The organism is Erwinia psidii (assembly GCF_003846135.1).
GTDB lineage: Bacteria > Pseudomonadota > Gammaproteobacteria > Enterobacterales > Enterobacteriaceae > Erwinia > Erwinia psidii.
The window spans coordinates 330404-344855 of record NZ_RHHM01000001.1 but is presented as its reverse complement, the minus strand read 5'-3'; the positions used below and the strand labels follow the sequence as shown (position 1 = coordinate 344855).

Below are 14452 nucleotides of genomic sequence, written 5' to 3'. Positions count from 1 at the left end.
TTTTTCCTGTGTAGTGCATACACAATAATGCATGTGGCAAAGCTGACTAAACATAATCCAATAATAAAAATACCGGTTAATTTAATGATCATTTATATGCCTGTAAATTTATAAAATGTATTCACACCCAGGTTCATAAATTCGCTCCCTGCGTAGCCAGCAGCAACTGAACCAATCGCGGCACATGCAACACCACCCGCACCCGCAGTAACTATTCCAACAGCAGTACATATGCCCACCCCCACCACTGAACCCATAGCACCGGCACCCACACTGGCGGCAGTTGACAGCCCAAATTTAGTATATTCTTTAAGTGCGTATTTGCTGCATTCCTCTTCCCGCCCCGTCGTACAGGCATTCACCACATCATTCGTCACACCTGCAAACGAAAAGCCTATACCAATATACCCACCGGCCTTGAGGAAACGCGCTGCTCTTGCCGCATTGCCAACATAATATGAATACCCAGGAATACCACTCATTCCCACCGTAGACCATTCATGCACAACAGACTTGCTGGAGAGGTTTAACGCTTTTTTCATATTTTCATACTGGCGGAATTTCACGCTATAGCGGGCAAGGGATTTTAACAGCGGTTTGTTAACCAGGGATTTCAGCTGGTTGAGCAGCTGATTGCGTTCAACATAAAACTGTTGGCTGATTAGCGTCCCCTGCGTGCGAAACTGGTTTTGATAGCTGGCTTGAGGGTCTGCTCAATGCTGTTTAAGTATTTTTCACCGGCATCCCCGGCGGTGCTGAAGACTTTATCCCCGATAGCGGTCAGCGCGGCAATGGTTGCGTAATGTCTTTGCATAAACCCGGCGTCATCAGCGTCCACACCGGTAAGGGCGGCATTGGTGGCATTTTTGGCCTGCCTCAGCGTGGTAAGCATGTGCGCGGTCAGTGGGGCGGGGGTATCGGGGTCGGCCACAATCAGAATCTGTCCCGGTTTCAGATACGGCGTATCCGCATTGAGTTGCATAAACAGGCTGGTGGCAGGGGAGCGGGTGTTTCTGAACAGTTCCCGCGCCTGATTCTCCAGCGATCCCTGCCTCTCAACGATACAATATCCGGGTGCAATGTTACGTGCCATGAGTCCTTTCTCCGTCCGGGGTAAATGTCAGTGCCACAGGTTTAATAAAAACTGCGATAAATATAAATAAATCTGGTGCGTTAGGCAAAAAGAGTTGTAACCATGCAAGGCAGTGGTTACTGCGACACACCGCTTAATTATCGAAACCTCGCCATCTGGCGGGGCTTTTTGCTTTTATACGGACAAAAAAATAGCCACCTCATATCGGGTGGCTTTTTTGGTTTCTGCACTTCTGAAAATTGGCGACTGCTGACAGCTTGCACACTGCCGGTAACCTTGCACCCATACATAAGGTCATGAAGTAAACCGGGGCACATTCCGCTATCTGGCATATGTACCGGTGTGATAGAGATATAGAGCACATTGAGACCTTAAGATTCAAAGTTGCTAAGATTTATATTCATTAAAGCGTTTTTTAATATACAAAAAGCGGTTTGACACATAAATATAGGTGCCAATATCCAAAGTTAGGTACTTTACATGAACGTGACTAATTCCGGCGGAGATGTAACTCTCAGGCCTATCCTGAAGTATAATGACATTAACAACGCATGTGCTAATAATAATGGTGTGAGTGAAAATCTTGTAAATTCTGTCAGATTTGTTGCTAATGAAAATATTGCTTTGAAATCAATAAAATCTTATTGTAATAATCAAGAGGAAAAAATTAAATTTGATTATCCTGTTGTTTTTTATTTTGCTGACACAGACAACAGGAAAAACGAATTCAAATTATCTTTTATCGACAGGGCCTACAGAAGACATATGGATAAAGAGGCTAAGAAAAATGGTATGTCTTTTGCGGCGGGGCATGATAGATATGATGAAAATTCTCCTCGTTGTTATGACAATAATGTTGCCATATGTGAATATAAGAAACTGGAATAAATTTTATTTTTAAATGTCGGTCTTATGGGCGTTATTACCAAAGGAAATTGAGAACATCATTAAGGCTGCCATATGGCGGCTTTTTTTATATTTTCAAAACGGAGTCGGGCAAATGGAGCATTCGAATCTGCCGCCCGATTTCGCGGCAACATCAATTACATGGCTGAAAAACAACGCACAGGTTATTTACGGCGTGTAAGTATCCCGCATAATCGTGCCATTAACATGCAGAGATCTTCCGGCATACTCACTTTGCCAACGAAGGAGATCGCTATGCGTAAAGCCCGTTTTACTGAGCATCAGATCATTGCCGTGATCAAGTCGGTTGAAGCCTGACGAACTGTTAAGGACGTCTGTCGTGAGGCCGGTATCTCTGAAGCGACGTATTACAACTGGAAGTCTACATATGGTGGTATGGAAGCATCTGATATTAAAAAGATAAAGGATCTTGAGGACGAAAATCGACGACTCAAACCGATGTTTGCCGACCTCAGTCTTGAGAATCGCGCACTGAAAGACGTTATCAAAAGAAAAGCTCTGAAGCCGGCCTTTAAGCGTGAGCTGGTGACGCATCTGATAACCACATTTGGACTCAGTATCCGTCAGACCTGCCGGAGTCTCAACCTGAGCAGAACGGTTTACCATTAGCCCGGATACCACGCGTGACGAGCCTGTTATTTCTGCATTACAGGCTGCTGCCGAACGGTATCCACGGTATGGTTTTCCTGAGTTATTTCAGATTCTGTGGCGGCAGGGATATCAGCGGAATCATAAAAGGATTCATCGTATTTACTGTCTGCTGAAGCTGAATTTGCGCCGTAAGGGCAAACAACGGCTGCCGGTGCGTAATCCCTCGTCACTGGTCTCGCCGAAAGCGCTGAACCAGAGCTGGTCTGTCGATTTTATGCATGATGCCGTTGCCTGTGGCTGTCGTTTTCGCACATTCAATGTCATTGATGACTTTAACCGTGAGGCGTTGTCGATCGAAACAGACCTGAATCTGCCAGCCCAGCGAGTCATTCGTGTATTCGACAGGCGGGGATATCCGGTCATGCTTCGCATGGATAACGGCCCGGAATTTATCTCCCTGACACAGGCCGAATGGGCAGAGGAGCATGCCATGAAGCTGGAGTTTATCAAACCGGGCAAACCAACTCAGAACGCTTTAACCGGACATATCGAACAGAAATACTCGATTTTTATCTGTTCAGAATCCTGGATGAAGTGCGGGAAATGACAGAAAGATGGTTTCTGAATACAACAATGAACGCCCGCACGAGTCACTGAATAACCTGACACCGGAGGAATACCGCCTTCAGCATCAAAAGTCCGGGATCTCAAAAAGTGCATGGAACTAAAACGGGTCTATTTACATTTCTCATGGCCTTGCAAAGCGCTACCAGGATCAGCTGCTGGGTTGTATTCGGCACGACCTGTCACAATCGCGTAGCGAAAAACCTCACCACAACGCTGGCGTACTTTGCTTGCGAGCTCTGGCGCTCCCTGTTTTTCCATTCGTTGCAATACAGACAAAAGTTCCAGCAGCTTAATTTCATTCACTGGCTGAGAGCCTAAATAAGGGAAGACGTTATTTTTAAAAGCTCGCTTAACGTGTTCAGCATAATTCTTCGACCAGCCAGATACTTTTGCGCCATACCACTTGAGAGCGATTGTTTCAAAAGTGTTTGAAACTGAGATCTTTTTGGCTGGCTGCTCAGCTTTTTGACCTCACCTGGAACCGTATCATTTGCAAATACCTTTCTGGCTTCATCGCGTTTAGTGCGGGCTTCTGCAAGTGATATGTCTGGATTAGATCCCGAATGACAATTTTTTCTCTTTCCCGGCAAATCGATATTTCATGCGCCAGTACTTTGAACCGTTAGTATTGACCATGAGATAGAGCCCTCCGCTGTCAGCGAGCTTACAGGCAGTGTCTCTGGGCCTTGCAGTCTCAACCTGACGCGCATTTAAGGGCATTTTGGGGGCCTCGTTTTTCATTGAACAGGATAAGCCCCACCAAGGTTCCAAACGCTTATTGATTCACGTTGACATGGGTAGACATCAGTTGACGTCGCATAGCCAGAATAGAGGGTTTGTGGCTGATTATAAGGGGGGTTATTGAATTTGGTTGATATCAGGAGAGGTGTATATGGTGTCCCCTGCAGGAATCGAACCTGCAACTAGCCCTTAGGAGGGGCTCGTTATATCCATTTAACTAAGGAGACAGCGGGAGCAGTATAGCGCATTTTGATCGCCAGATTAACCACTTACCCGTCTGACTGCTGCTTTTGTCATCAGTTTTATGTCTGTTATCGTTTGTTTTTGATAAGTTTTGCAGGCGCGGCTTCAGGCTGAAGGCCCGGTTGAAAGCAATTTAAGTGAAAGTTGAGTCAGATCAAGATCTGCATAATTAGGCAGGAATATTTTAATCCGAGCCGTCCAGTTTAAATCATTCCTGAAGGAATTTACTATGCAAACTAAATTGACCCTTGCTGTAATTGCTGCCATCTGGCTGAGTTATATCATATTTGCAGCTGGTTATTATGCCGATACGTTTGCCCTGTTTAAATAACGGTGCATGCCGCCCGGCGGTGGCAAAGAGAAAGCTACTGCCGGTGATATAAGGGCATTTGACATTACAAATTAAGTCCGGTAGGGAAAAAACATCGTTTATGCCGTTTGCTTTTTACTGGCGTTTTGCAATTTTATCACTTATCCGTTTCGTCCGAAGATTTTGCGCTTCTGGCCTTTTTTTTCGCCTCTGCTTTATTTGTGTTACTCAGATCGTTACGGATCTGAGCGTGGCTGAGCAGGGCAAAAATAAATGTTCCTCCAATAATGTTGCCTGCCAGGGTAGGCAGAGCAAAAGGCCAGATAAAGTGATGCCAGCTGATGATACCGTTGAAAACCAGATAGAGTGTTTCGACCGAACCCACAACAATGTGTGCCAGATCGCCCAGCGCAACCAGCCAGGTCATCAGAATGATCACCCAGATTTTTGCCATGCCGGCAGAAGGAAACATCCACACCATTGTGGCGATAATCCAGCCAGAGATTACCGCGTTGGCAAACATCTCAGTTGGGCTGTGCGCCATGACTTTCTCACTGATGTTGATAAAAGCCTGCCGCGTGGCCTCATCAAAAATTGGCATATGGGTAAAGGCCAGCGCCGCCAGCGCCGTGCCTGCCAGATTGCCACCCAGCACAATCCCCCACAGGCGAAACAGCAACAGTATATTGCCACCTGTGGGTTTGTGCATGATGGGTAAGACTGCGGTGACGGTATTTTCAGTGAACAATTGTTGGCGAGCCATTATGACGATAATAAAACCAAAGGTATAACCCATGTTCTCCAGAAGAAAGGCGCCGGGAACACCTTCAAGATTCACCTGGAAAATGCCTTTTGCCATCAATGAAGCGCCCATCGAAAGCCCGGCGGCGATGGCCGAAAACAGCAGGGCCAGGCCATCCCTCTCCAGCTCCTTTTCTCCTTCTTCACGAATTTGTTCATGTACAGCTGCGGCTCTGGAAGGCAAAGATCTTTCGTCCACATCAATTTTCTTACCCTCGGCGCTTTCTTCGCTCTCAATTGCCACTTCTTTTTTGTTGCTGTCCATCGGCAACTCCATTTATCACGTTGATTTTTACCTTAAGCGTAGCGTGTTTGGTGTTGTCAGCTGTCTGGTTAGCGGGTTTACTGTAAAGGGCAACGCTCTGAGTCGTTGGCAAAACGTACCGAGCCGATCAGAATAAATCTGATTAAAAAGATTAACCGGCTGAATTCACTGGATAACCCTTATGCGTTGAGTCTGTATGATGGTCACGGTATGCTGTGAATTGGCTCGGGTGGCGATGACGTACTGGAAATCATTCCAAAATGGCAAAGGGATTATTCGCGCCTGCTACGCCAGCGCCTGAATGACTCGTTATGGCACAGCGTATAAAGCTATTAAGAGATAAATACCGCAAGGAGGCAGTAACATGAAACATTGCATCATTATGGTGGTAGCGCTTCTGCTGGCATTCAACGTGCTGGCTGACAATATTAATCCCACGACATTTTCTTTTGTTGAGCAGCAGCAATACCGTTACCTCACCGAAACACTGTATTGTCCCGTATGTCATAACAAAAGTATTGCTGACTCAGGCTCGACGATCGCGGCTGAAATGCGCCTCAGAGTCGGTGAGTTGCTGGAGGAAAAGTATACGCCCGATCAGGTAAAAGTCTGGATGGTGGAACACTATGGCGAAGCGGTTACCAGTCCGCCGCAGGCGGACCCTCCGGGCCTGATACTGTGGGTGGGGCCAGTACTGTTTGTGTTTCTCGGTACGCTGTTTATTATTCTGCAAAACAGCACACGTCAAATCAGCCGTTGCGATCGCGAGGTGAAACCGCAGATGCGAATGAATATTTTACGCAAAGATCACCAGAAGCAAACCCAGGTATATGATGATAAGTGGCTTACAAATCTGTACCAGCCTGTACCAGCCTGTGACGATAACAGGCAGATACCCACCCCGTAATGAATCACCGGATGGGCAGAAAAAATGTTACCAGCGTGTGGAGTGATGTATATTTCCCTCACTGTTGCCCTGCCTGGCAGTGCCGATGGCAGTCAAAAAGACCTTTGTTTTACCTTTATCGCTGGGGCAGGATAACAGCAGTGTGATGCTGCTACCTGCTCAGCATCAGGGATATGTGGTTTTTTAGTGCAACGGTCATATGCCCGCCTGTAATGGTCCGTTGGCATTCATCAACAGAAATCGTGAGCGTTTACTACTTCACTACAGGGAGATTGATATGAGCTACCGCGTGATGGGCGTTACGCTCGCCAGCGTACTGCTGATAGGTTGTGCCAGTTCGCAAACGGCGGATCGGCCGCAGGAGCGGCCCGATCCGCTGGAAGGCTTTAACCGTTCCATGTTTAACTTTAACTACAATGTGCTCGATCCTTATGTTGTGCGTCCTGTTGCGGTAGCCTGGCGTGATTATGTACCTGTTCCTGCACGAACCGGTTTAAGTAATTTCCTGGGGAACCTCAGTGAGCCGTCAACGATGGTCAACTACTTTGTGGAAGGTAAACCTTACAAAGCGATGATTCATTTCAACCGCTTCTTTCTTAACACCATTTTTGGGTTGGGCGGTTTTATTGATGTTGCTGGCATGGCCAACCCGCAACTGGCAAAAGAGGCTCCGCATCGTTTCGGTAGCATGCTAGGTAACTATGGCGTGGGCTATGGTACCTATGTGGTGTTACCGGGCTATGGCAGTTTCACCCCGCGTGAAGATGTGGGGGGAATGGTCGATAATCTTTATGCTCCGCTCAGTTGGCTGACGTGGTGGATGTCTGTCGGTAAATGGACTCTGGAAGGGGTGGAAACGCGGGCGCAACTGCTGGACAGCGATGCCATGCTGCGTAATACCGGCGATCCTTACGCCTTTATTCGGGCAGCCTATTTCCAGCGGCATGATTTCCTTGCCAGTGGTGGCAAGCTTATTCCACAGGAAAATCCTAATGCGGCGGCGATCCAGGACGATCTGCAGGACATCGACGCTAACTAAGCGTAAATAAGACCTGTCAGTTGACAGGTCTTATTGCCTTTGGGGGATGGTCAGAACTTATAGTTAAAATTCGCGCCGTAAAGCAATGCCTTACCCGTTGCACTGAAGGTATAAGTGCCTTCTTTGATGGTGACATCCTGGCCGTGCATATAAGAAATGCCCAGGTCCACTGATGCATCCTGGTTAAAGGCGTAAGATGCGCCGGTGCTTAGCCACAGTCGATCCTGATCGGGGATGGAGATACTACGGTTATCCGCTGACACCGGACTGTCATCAAAGGCGATACCCGCACGGAATGTCCAGTTATCGTCGTAGTAGTAAGATGTCCCCAGTGCGATGCGGTAAGCGTCTTTGTAGCTTTCATTCTTCAGGAACAGCGTCTGACCGTTGCTGCCTGTCGCTTTCAGCTGCTGGAACTGACTCCAGCTGGTATAGGTCATACTGTAGTGAACGGCCCATTGTGGTGCGACTTTATGGTAGCCGGACACTTCCCACATTTCCGGCAGGTTCAGGGTCAAAGCCCCTGGAATAGTCTGTCCGCCGGTGGCGTAAGGTAGCCCAAGATTACGCGCCTGGTTAATAGCATTGATTGAGCTGGGCAGAGCACTTCTGTAGTTGCCGTCAAAATCCACTTTAACTTCTGAGCGGTAGGTAAAACCAAAACGGTTATTTTTGTCTGCCTCATATAAAATCCCGGCGTTCCAGCCATAACCCCATTTGTCGCCTTTCAGATAGGCAATCTGAGTATCAGCAGGTAACCCAAGCGCCTGACCAGCTTCGCCTGCATAACGCTCGATTTTTGCCCTGGCGTAAAGAGCGTCAAATCCGACACCAAAACTGAAATGCTCGTTGAGTCGGTAAGCCGTGCTTAAATTCAGGTTCATGGTTTGCAGGTCGGTTTTACCAGCATAAGCACCTGCGGTGTAGTTATTACTGTACTTTGTCGCCAGACCATAATTGCTGGTGGCCGATGCCCCCAGCCACCACCGATCGTTTAATGGCTGGACGTAGTGAATATTCGGCACCCACTTTGATGGCGCTATATTGCTGGCGTTCAGGCTCTGTCCTGTCGGGCTGGTGCCATCAAGACTGACATCGGGATCGATAAACACCGCGCCGACAGAGAACATTGGACGGTCCATCAGCGCCATGGTGGCCGGGTTACGGCTGGCTGAGGCCGCCGTGTCACCCATCGCCCCCTCACCGGCATAAGCGCGCCCCAAACCGATAGCGGAAAACTCATTGAGCTGAAAGCCAGCTGACCAGACATTGGAAGAAACAAGGGTTACTGCAACAGCTAACGCCGACTTTGCAAACAGGCTTTTATGGTTCATGACCATAACCTCATCATCTGATTTTTATTTACTCTGTTACATCAAGTAACAAACGCCGGGAAGTTTAGGGACTGAATGACAGCTAGCAAATCAGACCAGTGGCACCAGTATAGGGCTGAGCCATTAGGATGTTGCAATATTGGCTCATAAATATTTCAGAAATGATTCCAGAAAAAGCGATCTGGTTAACAAAATAATAACAATGTTTTATAGCAGCCTGCGACTGACATGTCCTGGATCAATTTTTACTGTGATATTCCTCACTTAATGCGGCTAACCGGGCCATCCGGCGGACAACTAAATGACTTCAGCGTAAACTGTGGGCAGTTTGTCAATTTTCAGCCAGCGTATTTGCCCAGGTTAACCGGAGACTTCACATGACTGATGCTATTAAAAAATGCAGCGCGAACGAAACCGCAGCCTGCTGCTGTGTCGATGTCGGTACTGTTATGGATAACAGTGACTGCACCGCCAGTTGGAGCCAGCTTTTTACTGATCGGCAGCAGGCTGAAGAGATGCTGGCCGGACTCACTGAAAAAGCCCGCCGTGTTGAATCAGAAGCGTGCGAAATTAATGCCCGAATGATTGAGCTGCCGGAGGGTATTCAGCTTGACGCCGATTTCACTTTCAGTTGCCAGGCGGAAACCATGATTTTCCAGCTTGGCCTGCGTTAGTTTCATTCTGTTACTGAGGAGCCGGGCACCTGTCCGGCCCGTTGCCTCGTTAAGCATAATTACTTCCGTATTTTTTTCTTCCTGCCGTGCAAAATGCAAAAGTCTGGTTAACAATAAACAGGTCAGACCTCTTTGGGCAATGATGCCTTATTCCAGTTTCCGGGGTGAGAAGAATGTGCCAGGCATTACCTTTGCTGACCCGACAGGGTGACCGTATCGCCATCACGCATGGTTTACGCACGCCTTTTGCCCGCCAGGCGACGGCGCTACATGGTATTCCCGCATCAGAACTTGGCCGCATGGTGGTCAGTGAGTTACTGGCTCGTGGTGAAATTCCGCCGGAGGCGATTGAGCAGTTGGTGTTTGGTCAGGTGGTACAGATGCCGGAAGCTCCTAATATTGCGCGGGAAATCGTGCTAACCAGTGGTCTGCGGGTGGAGACTGACGCGTACAGCGTTTCACGCGCCTGCGCTACCAGCTTTCAGGCGGTAGCGAACGTGGCGGAAAGCCTGCTGACAGGAACCATTCGCGCTGGCATGGCCGGAGGTGCGGATTCCTCATCGGTTTTGCCCATTGGTGTGAGCAAAAAACTGGGGCGCGTGCTGGTTGATCTCAGCAAAGCGCGCACATGGCGACAAAAGCTGTCGCTGTTCAGCCAGTTACGCCCTGGGGATCTCTTACCTGTTCCGCCTGCCATTGCTGAATACTCGACCGGCCTGCGCATGGGCGACACGGCGGAGCAAATGGCGAAAACATACGGTATAACGCGCGAGCAACAGGATGCACTGGCACACCGATCTCATCAGCGGGCTGCTCTGGCCTGGCAGGAGAGATGGCTTGATGACGAAGTCATGACCGCGTTGGTCCCACCCTGGGACAGGGTACTGGAAAAGGATAATAACATTCGTGAGCAGTCTAAAATGGAAGATTACGCCAGACTGCGGCCGGCCTTTGATCGCAAGCATGGCACGGTCACGGCAGCAAACAGCACGCCGTTGACCGATGGAGCCGCCGTTGTGGTGCTGATGACAGAATCCAAAGCCAAAGAGCTGGGGATAGTGCCTCTGGGCTATCTGCGAAGCTACGCTTTCGCCGCGATTGATGTCTGGCAGGATATGTTACTGGGACCAGCCTGTGCTTCCCCGCTGGCGCTGGACCGGGCAGGGATCACTCTGGATGACCTGACGCTTATCGATATGCATGAAGCGTTCGCCGCCCAGACGCTGGTTAACATAAAAATGTTTGCCGATGCGCGTTTCGCCCGCGAAGTGCTAAAACGACCTCATGCATTGGGAGAAATTAACCCGGAAAAATTCAATGTGTTGGGTGGTTCCATCGCTTATGGACATCCCTTTGCGGCGACAGGTGCCAGAATGATCACACAGACGCTGAATGAACTGCGACGACGGGGGGGCGGCCTGGGACTGGTCACCGCCTGTGCAGCGGGTGGGCTCGGTGCGGCAATGGTTCTGGAGGCTGAATGATGGATACAAAATCTGCCCTTACACTGAGCCTGCGCCCGGACAACGTCGGGGTGATTACCTTCAATGTCGCCGACGAGAAAATCAACACCCTGAAGGCAGAATTTGCCGGACAGATCCGTGGCGTGCTTGCCGACGCGCGGCGCTATCCACAGCTTGCCGGGCTGGTGATGATTTCCGGTAAACCGGATTCTTTTATTGCCGGTGCAGATATCACGATGATTGCCAGCTGTTCTTCAGCCCAGCAGGCGGAGGAACTGGCACGACAGGGGCAGGAGGTGATGGCTGAAATTGCTTCGTTCCCGGTGCCGGTGGTGGCGGCTATTCATGGCGCCTGCCTGGGAGGTGGGCTGGAACTGGCTCTGGCTTGCCATCAACGGGTCTGCACGCTGGATGATCAAACCCGACTGGGATTGCCGGAAGTGCAGCTGGGGCTGTTACCAGGTTCAGGAGGGACCCAGCGACTTCCACGACTGATTGGCGCTCCCGCTGCACTGGATATGATCCTGACCGGCAAAACGTTACGGGCCAGGCGGGCATTAAAAGTGGGGTTAGTGGATGATGCCGTCCCACCGTCAATTTTGCTGGAAACCGCAGTGAAAATGACATTGCAGAATCATAAACCAAACCGCATTTTGTCACTGCGCGACCGCCTGCTTCACACGGCGGCCGGCCGGTCGCTGATGTTTCGGGTGGCGGCAAAAAAAGCACAGGACAAAACCCGCGGCAACTTTCCTGCCACGCAGAAAATTTTGCAGGTTGTGAAGACTGGCCTGCAACACGGGAGTGACGCAGGCTATGCCCTTGAGGCTCAGGCCTTTGGGCAGCTTGCAATGACGCCTGAATCTGCCGCGTTGCGCTCGATTTTTTTTGCCTCCACGGCGATGAAAAAAGCGGCGGTTGCCGATACAGCAGCGCGGGAGATTAACGCTGTTGGTGTGTTGGGCGGCGGGCTGATGGGCGGCGGGATCGCTTATGTCACCGCCATCCGTGGCGGCGTGCCGGTGCGTATCAAAGATATCCGTTGGCAGGGGATCAACAGTGCGCTGAAATACAGCTGGGATCTGTTGAGCCGCGATGTGCAGCGTCATCGCCTCACCCCTGTGCAGAGGCAACGGCGGATGGCTTTATTGAGCGGCTCCATTGATTTTCAGGGGTTTCAACAACGTGATGTGATTATCGAAGCGGTGTTTGAAGATCTGGCCCTGAAACAAAAAATGGTCGCAGAGGTGGAAGCGCACGCCGGACCTCATACGGTTTTTGCTTCCAACACCTCATCACTCTCCATCAGCGACATTGCCGCCAATGCCCGGCGACCAGAGAATATCATTGGCCTGCACTTTTTCAGTCCGGTAGACAAAATGCCGCTGGTGGAGGTGATCCCGCATGCGTTTACCAGTGCCGAAACGATAGCCACCACGGTTGCACTGGCGAAAAAGCAGGGAAAAATGCCGCTGCTGGTGGCGGATAAAGCCGGGTTCTATATCAACCGCATTCTGGCCCCCTACATTAACGAAGCGATGCGGTGCCTGCTTGACGGCGAGCCGATTGATGCTATTGACCAGGCGCTGACAAATTTTGGCTTTCCGGTGGGTCCCATCCAGTTGCTGGATGAGGTGGGGATTGATGTGGCAACCCATATTATGCCCGTGCTGACAACCGCGTGGGGCGATCGTTTTAAGGCACCTGAGGCCTTTAGCGCCGTACTGAACGACGATCGCAAAGGCAGAAAAAACGGTCGGGGATTTTACTTATATAACGGTAAAAAGTTCGCACGGAAAAAGGCGGTCGACAACAGTATCTATACACTGCTTAATATCACGCCGCAGTCTCACCTGAGTAATGATAATATTGCCCTGCGTTGTGTAATGATGATGCTGAATGAAGCGGCGAGGGTGCTGGATGACAACGTGATACGTTGTGCCCGCGATGGTGATATTGGGGCGATATTTGGCATCGGTTTTCCCCCTTTTCTTGGCGGCCCCTTTCGCTATATGGACAGGCTTGGCATCCGGCAGGTGGTCAACACCCTGGAACGTCTGATGCAGTCCCGAGGGGAACGATTTACGCCCTGCGACCGGTTATGTCAGATGGCGGATTCACGGGAAACTTTTTACACAGCGCGGGTTAATCATGAGAATCACGCTGATTCAGCGAGTTAGATTCTCTCTTTGACTGGCGGAAAACAGGAGTTGTCCTGAATGCGGTCAATTAGTAAACAATCGGTTGACTTAACTTCCGGCATTGGGTTACAACACAGCGTTCATTCCCTGAATGAAGAGTCGGCAAGTGGTTTTTTCCGGCGTTTTTGTTTAACAACAGCGGTGCACTATGCAAGTTTTCATTATGCGTCACGGCGATGCGGCTTTAGATGCTGCCAGTGACTCGGTAAGACCTCTGACTCATTGCGGCTCTGATGAATCACGGCAGATGGCGAACTGGCTTAACGGTCAGTCGGTGCATATCGATCGGGTGCTGGTCAGTCCCTATCTTCGTGCAGAGCAAACGCTTGCAACGGTGCGTGAAGCACTGGCCCTGCCAGAAGGGCAGGAAACCCTGCCAGAACTGACGCCGGGTGGCGATCCGGCACTGGTTGCCAGCTATCTGCAGGTGCTGATGAAAGAAGGCGTGAGATCGGTGCTGGTGATTTCTCATCTGCCGCTGGTGGGATATCTCGTTTCAGCGCTCTGCCCACAGGAAGCGCCGCCGATGTTCGCGACATCCGCCATTGCCTGCATTGACTATGATGCTGAAAACGCCAGTGGCAAACTGGAATGGCAGGTCAGTCCTTCCAGGCTGGCCAGAGCTATCTAGTTTCCGGCGGGCCGGGAATACCGGCCTGTTGCTTCAGGGAAGTTCCGGCGGTTGCCACTCTTCCACTTCAATTATCACCAGCAGTGCCGCATCACCACCAAACAGCCTTGGTGCCTGGTGAAACGCCATCACCATCGGATGTTGTGCCAGCCATAACGGTGTTTGCTGTTTCAACACATGTTTTCCGTGACCGTGCATTACGCTGGCACAGAAAATGTGCTCGCGCCGACAGGCTGCAATCAGCGCTCCCAGTTCATTCTTGGCCTGCTTCTGGGTTAAACCATGTAGATCGAGAAATATTTCCGGCGTGTAATCACCACGACGCAGCTTTTTCAGTTCATAATGGCTGACGTCACTTCGCACATAACGCACCGGGCCTTCCTCTGCCAGCATTGGCTGAAACACATCAGAAAAGTAGTGACTGGCGTCGATTTGCTCACTAAGCAGACGTTTTTGTGGCACCGCTGATATTTTTTTACGCAACGGTTTATGGACAATCGTGTCCTGGGCCAGTTTACGTGTACCGGCCATCAACCCGCGAAACAGGGCCTCGTCTTCGGCACTGAGGGACTGTTTTTTACTCATTGACTCTCCCGTGGCACGAC

General features: G+C 50.1%; 12 protein-coding genes, 1 tRNA gene and 2 pseudogenes. 8 read left to right on the top strand and 7 right to left on the bottom strand.

Translation table 11 applies throughout. From position 1 onward, the window contains the following. Window positions 1-92: 92 nt before the first annotated feature. Window positions 93-1093, bottom strand: a pseudogene (locus EB241_RS01450) (hypothetical protein). A 480-nt stretch (window positions 1094-1573) separates the two neighbouring features. Here EB241_RS01450 and EB241_RS01445 point away from each other — a divergent pair. Next, window positions 1574-1981, top strand: coding sequence for a hypothetical protein (locus EB241_RS01445; RefSeq protein WP_124231448.1), 408 nt, complete (start codon window positions 1574-1576; stop codon window positions 1979-1981). A 273-nt stretch (window positions 1982-2254) separates the two neighbouring features. After that, window positions 2255-3339: pseudogene (locus EB241_RS01440) on the top strand (IS3 family transposase). A gap of 7 nt (window positions 3340-3346) precedes the next feature. Here the strand turns inward: EB241_RS01440 and EB241_RS21240 are convergent. The 4 genes from EB241_RS21240 to EB241_RS01425 form a co-directional block, all read right to left on the bottom strand. Continuing rightward, entirely contained in the window at window positions 3347-3652 is a 306-nt protein-coding gene (locus EB241_RS21240; RefSeq protein WP_233592522.1) for a tyrosine-type recombinase/integrase, read from the bottom strand. A gap of 138 nt (window positions 3653-3790) precedes the next feature. After that, complete coding sequence (locus EB241_RS21835) at window positions 3791-3958, bottom strand: Arm DNA-binding domain-containing protein (protein ID WP_325050344.1); 168 nt, start codon at window positions 3956-3958, stop codon at window positions 3791-3793. A 173-nt stretch (window positions 3959-4131) separates the two neighbouring features. Beyond that, window positions 4132-4206: transfer RNA gene (locus tag EB241_RS01430), tRNA-Arg, on the bottom strand. A gap of 483 nt (window positions 4207-4689) precedes the next feature. After that, window positions 4690-5598, bottom strand: a complete 909-nt coding sequence (locus EB241_RS01425; RefSeq protein WP_233592508.1) for a formate/nitrite transporter family protein — start codon at window positions 5596-5598, stop codon at window positions 4690-4692. A gap of 364 nt (window positions 5599-5962) precedes the next feature. On the opposite strand from EB241_RS01425, the gene EB241_RS01420 reads away from it, so the two are divergent. Both EB241_RS01420 and mlaA read left to right on the top strand, forming a co-directional pair. Further along, on the top strand, window positions 5963-6505 hold the full coding sequence (locus EB241_RS01420) for a cytochrome c-type biogenesis protein (RefSeq protein WP_124231446.1): 543 nt from the start codon (window positions 5963-5965) through the stop codon (window positions 6503-6505). 277 nt (window positions 6506-6782) lie between these two features. After that, window positions 6783-7544, top strand: a complete 762-nt coding sequence (gene mlaA / locus EB241_RS01415) for a phospholipid-binding lipoprotein MlaA (RefSeq protein ID WP_124231445.1) — start codon at window positions 6783-6785, stop codon at window positions 7542-7544. A gap of 50 nt (window positions 7545-7594) precedes the next feature. On the opposite strand, the gene fadL is transcribed toward mlaA, so the two are convergent. Continuing rightward, window positions 7595-8878, bottom strand: a complete 1284-nt coding sequence (gene fadL, locus EB241_RS01410; RefSeq protein WP_124231444.1) for a long-chain fatty acid transporter FadL — start codon at window positions 8876-8878, stop codon at window positions 7595-7597. A 377-nt stretch (window positions 8879-9255) separates the two neighbouring features. Here fadL and EB241_RS01405 point away from each other — a divergent pair, with 377 nt between their 5' ends. The 4 genes from EB241_RS01405 to sixA all read left to right on the top strand — a co-directional run bounded on the left by EB241_RS01405 (window position 9256) and on the right by sixA (window position 13847). After that, complete coding sequence (locus EB241_RS01405; RefSeq protein WP_124231443.1) at window positions 9256-9552, top strand: YfcZ/YiiS family protein; 297 nt, start codon at window positions 9256-9258, stop codon at window positions 9550-9552. 173 nt (window positions 9553-9725) lie between these two features. Further along, window positions 9726-11036, top strand: coding sequence for an acetyl-CoA C-acyltransferase FadI (fadI, locus tag EB241_RS01400; RefSeq protein WP_124231442.1), 1311 nt, complete (start codon window positions 9726-9728; stop codon window positions 11034-11036). Next, a complete protein-coding gene (gene fadJ / locus EB241_RS01395; protein WP_124231667.1) occupies window positions 11036-13195 on the top strand; it encodes a fatty acid oxidation complex subunit alpha FadJ in 2160 nt (719 codons plus the stop codon). The genes fadI and fadJ overlap by 1 nt, the downstream gene beginning before the upstream one ends. 169 nt (window positions 13196-13364) lie before the next feature. After that, window positions 13365-13847, top strand: coding sequence for a phosphohistidine phosphatase SixA (gene sixA / locus EB241_RS01390; RefSeq protein ID WP_124231441.1), 483 nt, complete (start codon window positions 13365-13367; stop codon window positions 13845-13847). Between the two features lie 33 nt (window positions 13848-13880). Here sixA and smrB read toward each other — a convergent pair whose 3' ends face one another. Next, window positions 13881-14432 carry an endonuclease SmrB gene (gene smrB, locus EB241_RS01385; RefSeq protein WP_124231440.1) on the bottom strand — a complete coding sequence of 184 codons (552 nt, stop codon included), beginning with the start codon at window positions 14430-14432 and terminating at the stop codon, window positions 13881-13883. Window positions 14433-14452: the final 20 nt, after the last annotated feature.

Excerpts from the sequence above, each read along its gene's own strand:
- EB241_RS01445 (WP_124231448.1), top strand. The coding sequence starts at position 1,574 with ATGAACGTGACTAATTCCGGCGGAGATGTAACTCTCAGGCCTATCCTG.
- EB241_RS21835 (WP_325050344.1), bottom strand. The coding sequence starts at position 3,958 with ATGCCCTTAAATGCGCGTCAGGTTGAGACTGCAAGGCCCAGAGACACT.
- EB241_RS01425 (WP_233592508.1), bottom strand. The coding sequence starts at position 5,598 with ATGGACAGCAACAAAAAAGAAGTGGCAATTGAGAGCGAAGAAAGCGCC.
- EB241_RS01420 (WP_124231446.1), top strand. The coding sequence starts at position 5,963 with ATGAAACATTGCATCATTATGGTGGTAGCGCTTCTGCTGGCATTCAAC.
- mlaA (WP_124231445.1), top strand. The coding sequence starts at position 6,783 with ATGAGCTACCGCGTGATGGGCGTTACGCTCGCCAGCGTACTGCTGATA.
- fadL (WP_124231444.1), bottom strand. The coding sequence starts at position 8,878 with ATGAACCATAAAAGCCTGTTTGCAAAGTCGGCGTTAGCTGTTGCAGTA.
- EB241_RS01405 (WP_124231443.1), top strand. The coding sequence starts at position 9,256 with ATGACTGATGCTATTAAAAAATGCAGCGCGAACGAAACCGCAGCCTGC.
- fadI (WP_124231442.1), top strand. The coding sequence starts at position 9,726 with ATGTGCCAGGCATTACCTTTGCTGACCCGACAGGGTGACCGTATCGCC.
- fadJ (WP_124231667.1), top strand. The coding sequence starts at position 11,036 with ATGGATACAAAATCTGCCCTTACACTGAGCCTGCGCCCGGACAACGTC.
- sixA (WP_124231441.1), top strand. The coding sequence starts at position 13,365 with ATGCAAGTTTTCATTATGCGTCACGGCGATGCGGCTTTAGATGCTGCC.
- smrB (WP_124231440.1), bottom strand. The coding sequence starts at position 14,432 with ATGAGTAAAAAACAGTCCCTCAGTGCCGAAGACGAGGCCCTGTTTCGC.